Here is a 448-nt window from a genome sequence, read left to right as displayed (position 1 = left end):
TGTTGGCGAATGTTGGTTTGGTGAGTCAAGACTACGGCCGTTATGAACTGACTGTGCGTGAAAATCTTCTTCTGGGTTTGCCGCAGGAGGCTGTTGAGCGTCTTGGTGATGCTGATTTGTGGTCGGCTTTGTCGGTGGCTTGTGCTGATGATTTTGTGCGTGGTCTTGAGGGTGGTTTGGATGCTCAGTTGGGTGAGTCGTTTGGTGGTGTTGGTCTTTCGGGTGGTCAGTGGCAGCGTTTGGCGTTGGCGCGTGTGGTTCTTCGGGATGCGCCGGTGTGGGTTTTGGATGAGCCGACGAGTGCTGTGGATGCTGAGACTGAGGAGGAGATTTTTGCTCGGTTGAAGGTGGCTGCTGTTGGGCGTTTGGTGGTGTTGGTGTCTCATCGTGCGTGGACGTTGCGTGGTGTTGATTCTGTGGTGGTGTTGGATGGTGGGTGTGTGGTGGA

1 protein-coding gene is annotated in these 448 nt (G+C 54.7%); it reads left to right on the top strand.

Going from position 1 to position 448, the window contains the following annotated elements:
* Positions 1–53 precede the first annotated feature (53 nt).
* Positions 54–448: ATP-binding cassette domain-containing protein (locus tag HMPREF2919_RS01730; protein WP_368867560.1), on the top strand; the 395-nt coding region annotated here is incomplete at its 3' end.

Source organism: Rothia sp. HMSC068E02, from assembly GCF_001813565.1.
Classification (GTDB): domain Bacteria; phylum Actinomycetota; class Actinomycetes; order Actinomycetales; family Micrococcaceae; genus Rothia.
Note: the sequence above shows the minus strand (reverse complement) of the source record. Positions and strands in the feature narration are given on the sequence as shown.